This window comes from Kitasatospora sp. NPDC051853, assembly GCF_044452665.1.
Lineage (GTDB): Bacteria > Actinomycetota > Actinomycetes > Streptomycetales > Streptomycetaceae > Kitasatospora.
Genome location: NZ_JBITBY010000001.1, coordinates 1,128,062 through 1,134,960, shown reverse-complemented (window position 1 = coordinate 1,134,960; position 6,899 = coordinate 1,128,062). Strand labels below are relative to the sequence as shown.

At 69.0% G+C, this 6,899-nt stretch carries 5 protein-coding genes and 2 pseudogenes; 6 read left to right on the top strand and 1 reads right to left on the bottom strand.

Annotated features, from left to right (window positions below; genetic code table 11):
• Positions 1-579: 579 nt before the first annotated feature.
• The 5 genes and pseudogenes from ACIA8O_RS04890 to ACIA8O_RS04870 all read left to right on the top strand — a co-directional run bounded on the left by ACIA8O_RS04890 (position 580) and on the right by ACIA8O_RS04870 (position 4,389).
• Positions 580-1,420 (top strand): annotated as a pseudogene (locus ACIA8O_RS04890) (IS5 family transposase).
• A gap of 202 nt (positions 1,421-1,622) precedes the next feature.
• On the top strand, positions 1,623-2,249 hold the full coding sequence (locus ACIA8O_RS04885; RefSeq protein ID WP_396292093.1) for an Imm21 family immunity protein: 627 nt from the start codon (positions 1,623-1,625) through the stop codon (positions 2,247-2,249).
• Positions 2,250-2,456: 207 nt separating this feature from the next.
• Positions 2,457-3,089, top strand: coding sequence for an SMI1/KNR4 family protein (locus tag ACIA8O_RS04880; RefSeq protein WP_396292092.1), 633 nt, complete (start codon positions 2,457-2,459; stop codon positions 3,087-3,089).
• Positions 3,090-3,205: 116 nt separating this feature from the next.
• Positions 3,206-3,568 (top strand): hypothetical protein, encoded by a 363-nt coding sequence (locus tag ACIA8O_RS04875; RefSeq protein ID WP_396292091.1) that lies wholly within the window; start codon positions 3,206-3,208, stop codon positions 3,566-3,568.
• Positions 3,565-4,389, top strand: coding sequence for a hypothetical protein (locus ACIA8O_RS04870; RefSeq protein WP_396292090.1), 825 nt, complete (start codon positions 3,565-3,567; stop codon positions 4,387-4,389). Before ACIA8O_RS04875 ends, ACIA8O_RS04870 begins: the two co-directional genes overlap by 4 nt.
• A gap of 358 nt (positions 4,390-4,747) precedes the next feature.
• Here the strand turns inward: ACIA8O_RS04870 and ACIA8O_RS04865 are convergent, their stop codons facing one another.
• Positions 4,748-6,343 carry a TolB family protein gene (locus ACIA8O_RS04865; protein ID WP_396292126.1) on the bottom strand — a complete coding sequence of 532 codons (1,596 nt, stop codon included), beginning with the start codon at positions 6,341-6,343 and terminating at the stop codon, positions 4,748-4,750.
• On the opposite strand from ACIA8O_RS04865, the pseudogene ACIA8O_RS04860 reads away from it, so the two are divergent.
• Positions 6,258-6,850: pseudogene (locus tag ACIA8O_RS04860) on the top strand (IS630 family transposase); the annotation flags it as partial. The gene ACIA8O_RS04865 and the pseudogene ACIA8O_RS04860 overlap by 86 nt on opposite strands.
• Between the last annotated feature and the right edge of the window lie 49 nt (positions 6,851-6,899).

Below are 6,899 nucleotides of genomic sequence, written 5' to 3'. Positions count from 1 at the left end.
CTCCCACCTCGGCCACGTCAGCCCACTCACCTACGAAGCCACCCTCGCGACCACTTCAACTACACTCACGCAAGCCGCATAAGACGTGTCCTCACTTCAGGGGGAAGCCCCGGTGTAGGCCCACTCCTCCACCATCTCTTTGTCGAAGTCCCACTCACTCACCGCTGCTTCCTCATGGTCCGGGGTGGCCCGACCGTACTGACAGGATCGAGTTCCGTGCCCCTCATTTTCATGCTTCGTAACGATGCGCTCGCTTCCAGCGCCGGAGGGCGTCGAGGACATAGCTGGCCCAGAAGCGGTACGCCGCACGGTCGACTTGGCCTACCGCTTGACGCCTTGGCTCCCTGACTGGGCGTTTCGCTCCTGAATACATCTGTTGCTCCTGTTTCGGGGCCCTCCCAGGCGTGTTGCCTGTGGCGGCCCTGGGGTTGGAATGGCAGGAGTGAAGTGTGTGCACGGAACCGCGCCTGACTTGCACTTCTCGTCCTGTCTCATCCCAGGACGCCTGGCTGGGGCGAGTTTGCGTGCTGAGCTACGAGGGCTCTGGGCCGAAGTGAAGTTCCGCAGTATGCCGTCATCATGACGGATCGTCGGCCGTATCCGAGTGACCTGTCCGATGCCCGCTGGGCACTGGTCGAGCCCACCCTGACCGCCTGGCGCCAGGCCCGCACCGAACGCGCCCTGGATTTCGGCCGCCCACCCGAGCACGACCTGCGCGACCTGCTGGACGCGATCCTCTACGTCGACCGCACCGGCATCCCCTGGCGCTACCTCCCGCACGACTACCCACCCTGGGAAACCGTCTACGCCTACTTCGCCCGCTGGCAGAAAGACGGCCTGTTCGAGCAGCTCAACAGCCTGCTGCGGCGCCTGGTCCGCGCCGCGGAGGGCCGCGACCCGGAGCCGACGGCCTGCATCCTCGACTCGCAGAGCGTGAAGACCTCCACCAACGTCCCCGCCGCCGGCCAGGGCATCGACGCCGCGAAGAAGATCGTGGGAAGGAAACGCAGCATCGTCACCGACACGATCGGCCTGCTGCTGGCGGTGCTGGTCACCGCCGCGAGTGTCCAGGACAACGCCGCCGGCCGGCGCCTGCTGACCCGCATCTCGGCCGAGCACCCCACCGTCCGCAAGGCCTGGGCCGACATGGGCTACAAGAACGCCGCCATCGAACACGCAGCCACTCTCGGCATAGACCTCGAGATCGTCCGACGCGACCCCGCTACCAGGGGATTCGTCGTCCAGCCCCGCCGCTGGGTCGTCGAGAGAACCCTCGGCTGGCTCATGAACCACCGCCGCCTCGCCCGCGACTACGAAGCACTGCCGGCCTGCTCCGAAGCCATGGTCCACGTCGCCATGATCAACCTCATGACCCGCCGCCTCACCGGGGAGACCACCCCCCACCTGGCGCGGAACATGAACCTCAGGACCAGGGACGAAACGCCCAGTGAGATGTCTCAACCGACTCCTCGGACAGCTCTTCCACTGCCTCCAGAACCGCCAGCTCTTCGACGAACAACACGCCTTCTCAGTCCCGCAAGGGCCCGCTGCAGCGGCGGCGTAACCGCCGAGGGACAGCCCCGGTCCGCCCAGCTGTCACAGCCCAGCGTCACACTGCGCGCATGACTTCTGATCGACACGCTGACCATGAGGCCCCCGAGCCAGGCTGGGTCGACTCCATGGGAGGCCCGCTGATTGTCGTCCCGGTGTCCGCGCTGGAGCAGTGGGACGGCTGCACCGAGACCGGCATGATCGTCGGAGACGGTGACCAGCCGGACGACTACGATCGCGCCTGTGCGGTCGGGGACCTGGCCGAGGTGATCAGCCTGACCGGCCACAGCACCGTCTCAGCGCTGGTGCTGGGCGACGAGCCCTCCAGCACCTGCTACATCGCTGAGCGGCGAGCCTTCGTGCGCTGGCTCGCCGCCGACTCCGATGCCGAGTTGCTCGCCGCCGCCGAGGCGATGCTGAACGATCCGACGACTCCGTGGGAGGACTGCGGGGTGTGGCAGACCGACGGACCGGCCGTCCTGATGGATTCGGCCGAGGCCGGCCAGAGCCTCGGTGTGCCCTACCCGGACGGCAGGGGCCAGCCCGAGCAGGCCCCGGTGCCTGTGCCGGCGGGCCGCTGGCGGGTCCGCGCGTTCCACGACTGGTCCAGCGAGTCCACGTGGGTCGGAGTGGTCCAGCTCCTGCCGGAAGTTGATGCCCAGCCAGCAACTGCACTGTCAGCCCCGGCTACCGCTTGACGTCCTAGCGCCCTGAGATGTTTCAACCGACTCCTCGGACAGCTCTTCCACTGCCTCCAGAACCGCCAGCTCTTCGACGAACGCCAAGCCTTCATTGCCCCTGTCACGTCGTCAGCAGCGGCCGCCGCGTGACCCATCGGTTCACTGCCCGAGCAAGCAGCCGAGCCCTTGGTCCGCCGCGTCGGACACGTGAGGCAGGATGACGTCATGAGTCAGCAGATCTTGCCCCCGTCAGAGTCATGGCGCCGGATCGACGCTTGGCTGGCGACGCACTCCGCTGCCGACCTCGCCGTACTCAACCCTCCGGCGACACCGGACGAGGTTCGGGACGCGGAACAGACCCTCGGCATCCAGCTGCCCAACGACCTCGCCGAGTCACTGCGCTGCCACAACGGGCTGAGCACCTGGGCGACCCTCCTGCCCGAGCAGTCTCCCCTGTCGGTGAGCGGAATCGTGGACCGCTGGCAGACCTGCATGAACGTCGCGACCGAGAACGACGGCTTGACCACCCGCACCTGGGACGATGAGCCCTGGTGGCATCCGCTCTGGGTGCCCTGGGCAGAGAGCGCCGACGGCGTGGCACAGGTCATCGACCAACGGCCCAGCCCACAGGCGGGGCGTCTGGGCTGGGCCGGCCACAGCGACGGCGGAGACTTCACCGACTCGTGGCCTGGGCTCGCACATCTCCTTCACGCCGTCGCGCAAGCACTTCACCACGGTGGAGGTGTCCGCGACCTCCACCCCTACCTCACCGAGGAGGGCGATCTGTGGTGGGACGAAGAGGATGCCCACGAGTTGAACGGTCAGCCGCTGAGACCGGCCCCGGTTGGACTGTCCTGACGGTTGACACGGACCCGTGCTCAGCCAACCACCGGGGCACGACCCGCTCTGAGGCGCTCATGGCCGCTGGCACGGCTTGACATCTTGGCTCGCTGAGATGTCTACGGTGGTCGGCCATGGGCTACGACATCCACCTCACCCTGCGCGCGAACTGGTGGGACGACGAGGGCGAGGACATCAGTGCTCCGGAGTGGCGGGCGGTCGTGGAGGCCGACCCCGAACTGGTGATGATCCCGTCCCCGCAGGACTGGGCCGGGGACGTCGAGGTCGTCCTGGGGGAAGGGCAGTCGGACCGTTGGCCCCTGTGGTGGCGGGACGGGCGGATCTCGACCAAGAACCCGGGCGACGCCGTCATCCTGAAGATGTGTCAGGTGGCGAAGCTGCTGCACGCACGGGTCCAGGGCGACGACGGCGAGCGCTACGAGGCGTCGGTCTCCGGTGCCACCGAGAGGCTCGTCGTCGTACCGTGGGGCCCATGACGATCATGTGGAGCGGGCCGCGGAGGCTCGGGGTGGCGGACGGCGGTGCCCGGTTGCAGTTCGCGGTCGAGGAGAGGAAGGGTGCGGCCGGACGCAGGGTGCTGACGGTCGACGGGCAGCCGGCGTTCGAGCTGAGCTTCTGGTGCGGAACCTGTCCGTTGCTGTTCCGGCGTCTGGAGGGGTCGACGGAGACCCTGTCACCGGAGAACACGCTGGAGCGACTCGCGGAAGGACTGGCCGGGTTCGACGAGGGTGTGCTGGAGACCTTCGGGGCGCTGCTGCCCGAAGGCGAGTACCTGCCGATGCTGCTGCGGGTGGAGCCGCGGTTGATCGTTCCCGGCAAGGCCGGGGACTACTTCGGCGAGGAGCAGGTGACCACCTGGGGAGTCGACCAGTTCTGGGGCCTGCCGGAGTACCCGCACACGCCGTACTACCGCACCTTCGAGACCGCGGTGGACGCCGCCGCCCACCTCTACGAGTTCGTCGTCCCGATGGTCCCGCCGACCTGGAACACACGGGAGCGCGTCGAGGAGTACGCCCTGCTCATGGAGCGGGGAGCCGTCCCGACGGCCGTGGCGGTGGCGACCCTCGACGTGTGCGAACCCGCCGCCGGCACCCCCGACGACCACTACCGCCACTGGGGGTTGACCCACTTCCTGCTCGACGGCCACCACAAACTGGAAGCCGCAGCCCGCACCGGCCGCCCGGTGCAACTGCTCTCACTCCTGGCCCTCGACCAGGGCCTGGCGACCACCGAGGAGACCACCCGCCTGCCCGACCTGCGCACCCGCCCCAGGTCGGCCCGGTCGAGCACCGTCTGAACGCCCCTCGGCCCCTCAGCCTCCGAGGGTGCCCGTGCACGTCATGCACCGGCTCGTCGCCCTGGTCCGTGCCGGGGCCCGCTTCGAACGCGGCCATCGCGTCGAACACCCCGACGTCCCTCCACTGCCGGAAGCGATTGTGGACCGTCGACCGGGGCACCGAACTCCCGAGGCATCGCCCACCACTGACCGCCACTGACCACCCGTGCGAAACCGCCGGATCACACCCTTGAGCTGCAGGAACACGAACTCCCAGTCAGCATCGGTCAGTTGCACTCGCGTCACTCGACACGGTCTACCGGTCCGGGCGCGGCCACACAGCCGAAACCCGCACATTGATCACCACCAGACACGCACCCTAGTCGGCCGGTGCGCGGTTGACGGCGGCTCGTAGCTGCAGCCAGGTCGGATCGGTCGCGGCGGTCTCGGTCACGGCGGCAAGGTCGCCCTGGGACCAGGTGCCGCTGCCGTCCGTGATGAGGAGGTGGGGCTCCAGTTCGCCGTCTTCCGGCACGTCGTCGGTCGATGCCAGGAACGTCGCGGCCTCGTCGCCCAGTACGGCGGGGGCGGTGGGGTGCGTCGACAGCAGGAGCAGTTCGCCGTCGGCACGGGCGGCCAGCAGGTGGCCGGTCGCGGTGGCGGTGAGGGCGGAGAGGGAGAGGCCGGAGAGCAGGTCGTGCTCGACGGCCGACCGGGCGGTGACGTCCAGTTCGATCAGGGTTCCGGTGGGAGAGCCGATCCAGAGCACGCCCGGTGCGGCACCGAACGCGAGGTTCTGGCGCGGCCACTGGCCGGGATCGTCGGGCTCGCCGAGCGAGGTTGACAGGACCCTTTGCAGGGAGGGGAGTTCGAAGACGTCCACGGAGTCGAAGTACGCGTTGCCGCGGATCGCGAGGTGTCGTCCGTCCGGGCTGAACAGTGGGGTCCCGTAGCCGTCGACGTCCAGGATCAGGGCGTTCCGGAGCTGCCGCATCGTGCCCCCGGCCGGGCGGGCGAAGAGACAGAAGGTGGTGCTTTGGTCACTGACCAGGGTGGCGAGGAGCTCGCCGGAGGGGTGGGCGGCCACGCCGGTGTCCCAGCCGCGGGCCGTGGTGGTGGCGCCGGTGGCGAGGTCGAGGACGTCGGAGGTCTCCCATCCGTCGGCGGACGGCGAGGCCCAGAGGTGGCCGCCGTCGGGGCTGAACGCGAGGCACTGGTAGGGGGTCGGGGAGGGTTCGACGGCCGACGGACCGTCAGGCGTCCAGCGGGTCAGGGCGGTTCCGTCGGTGACGAAGAGCAGCGGTTGCTCGGGGTGCCAGGCCAGCGGGAGGCAGCCGCCGGGCCACCAGGCGGACCGGTCGTCCGCGGGCTCCGAATCGACGCCGACGGGGGCGAGCTCGCGGAGTTGCCCGTCGGCGAAGTCCCAGATCCGGACCAGACGGCTGCCGGCGGCGGTGGCGGCCGCCAGCGGGAGGCGCGGGTGGCAGGTCAACTGCTCCACCGGGGGGCCGTCGCCGGTGTGGACACGGGCCAGGACTGCGATTTCGGTCATGGGCTCACCGTAGGACCGGGGTGTGACGGAGACCGGCCGGTTCTCCAGCAGTGCACGACAGGCCCGGTGCCGGCGGCGCTTCGGGGCCCGGCGGCGGAGCGAACGGCGGGCCGCCCCCTGTCGCAACGGGCTCCAGGCCTCCTCGTCGCGGGCGAGTTCGTCCCCGGGGGAGGTCGAGGAGCCCCTCCGGAGCACCCGCTGGCGGGCCACGTGGACGACGGCCCGCATGTTCGACTGCCAGGCCGCGGCGATGTCGAACGCGGCGTCCTCGAGATGCCGTTCGGCGCTGAGTTCGCCGTGTCCGGTGTCGATCCGCAGGCCTCGCCGGGACTGGTACCGGGCGGTCGTGCTCTGCGTGGACGAGAAGTCCCAGATCCAGGCGCTGGACCGGTCCCAGCCAGTGCTGCCGATGATGCCGGGCATGCCCGAACGCCGCACCCACGACTACCTACGGCACGGCATCACCAGCCTGTTCGCCGCCTTCAACATCGCCGACAGCACCGTCATATCGGCACTGCACCACCGCCACCGGGCGATCGAGTTCAAGGAGTTCCTGATCACGATCGACAAGGCGGTGCCCGCCGGACTCGACGTGCACCTCGTCTGCGACACCTACGCCACCCACAACACCTCCGAGATCAGGACGTGGCTCGGCAAGCACCCCCGCTTCCACGTCCATTTCACCCCCACCGCTCCTCCTGGATGAACCAGGTGGAGCGGTGGTTCGGCCTGCTGACCGACAAGCTCATCCGCCGTGGTGTCCACATCTCCGTGAAGGCACTGGAGGACGACATCGCCGCGTGGATCGACACCTGGAACGAGAACCCGCGGCCCTTCACCTGGACCAAGACCACCGACGAGATCCTCAACTCCCTCGCCGACTACCTCACCAAGGTCGGAACCACCAACCGGCAAACAGAGCAAAGCTGACCCTCAGGATTTCTGGCGCAGCACACTAGCCGGAGGCCTGCGGCAGGAT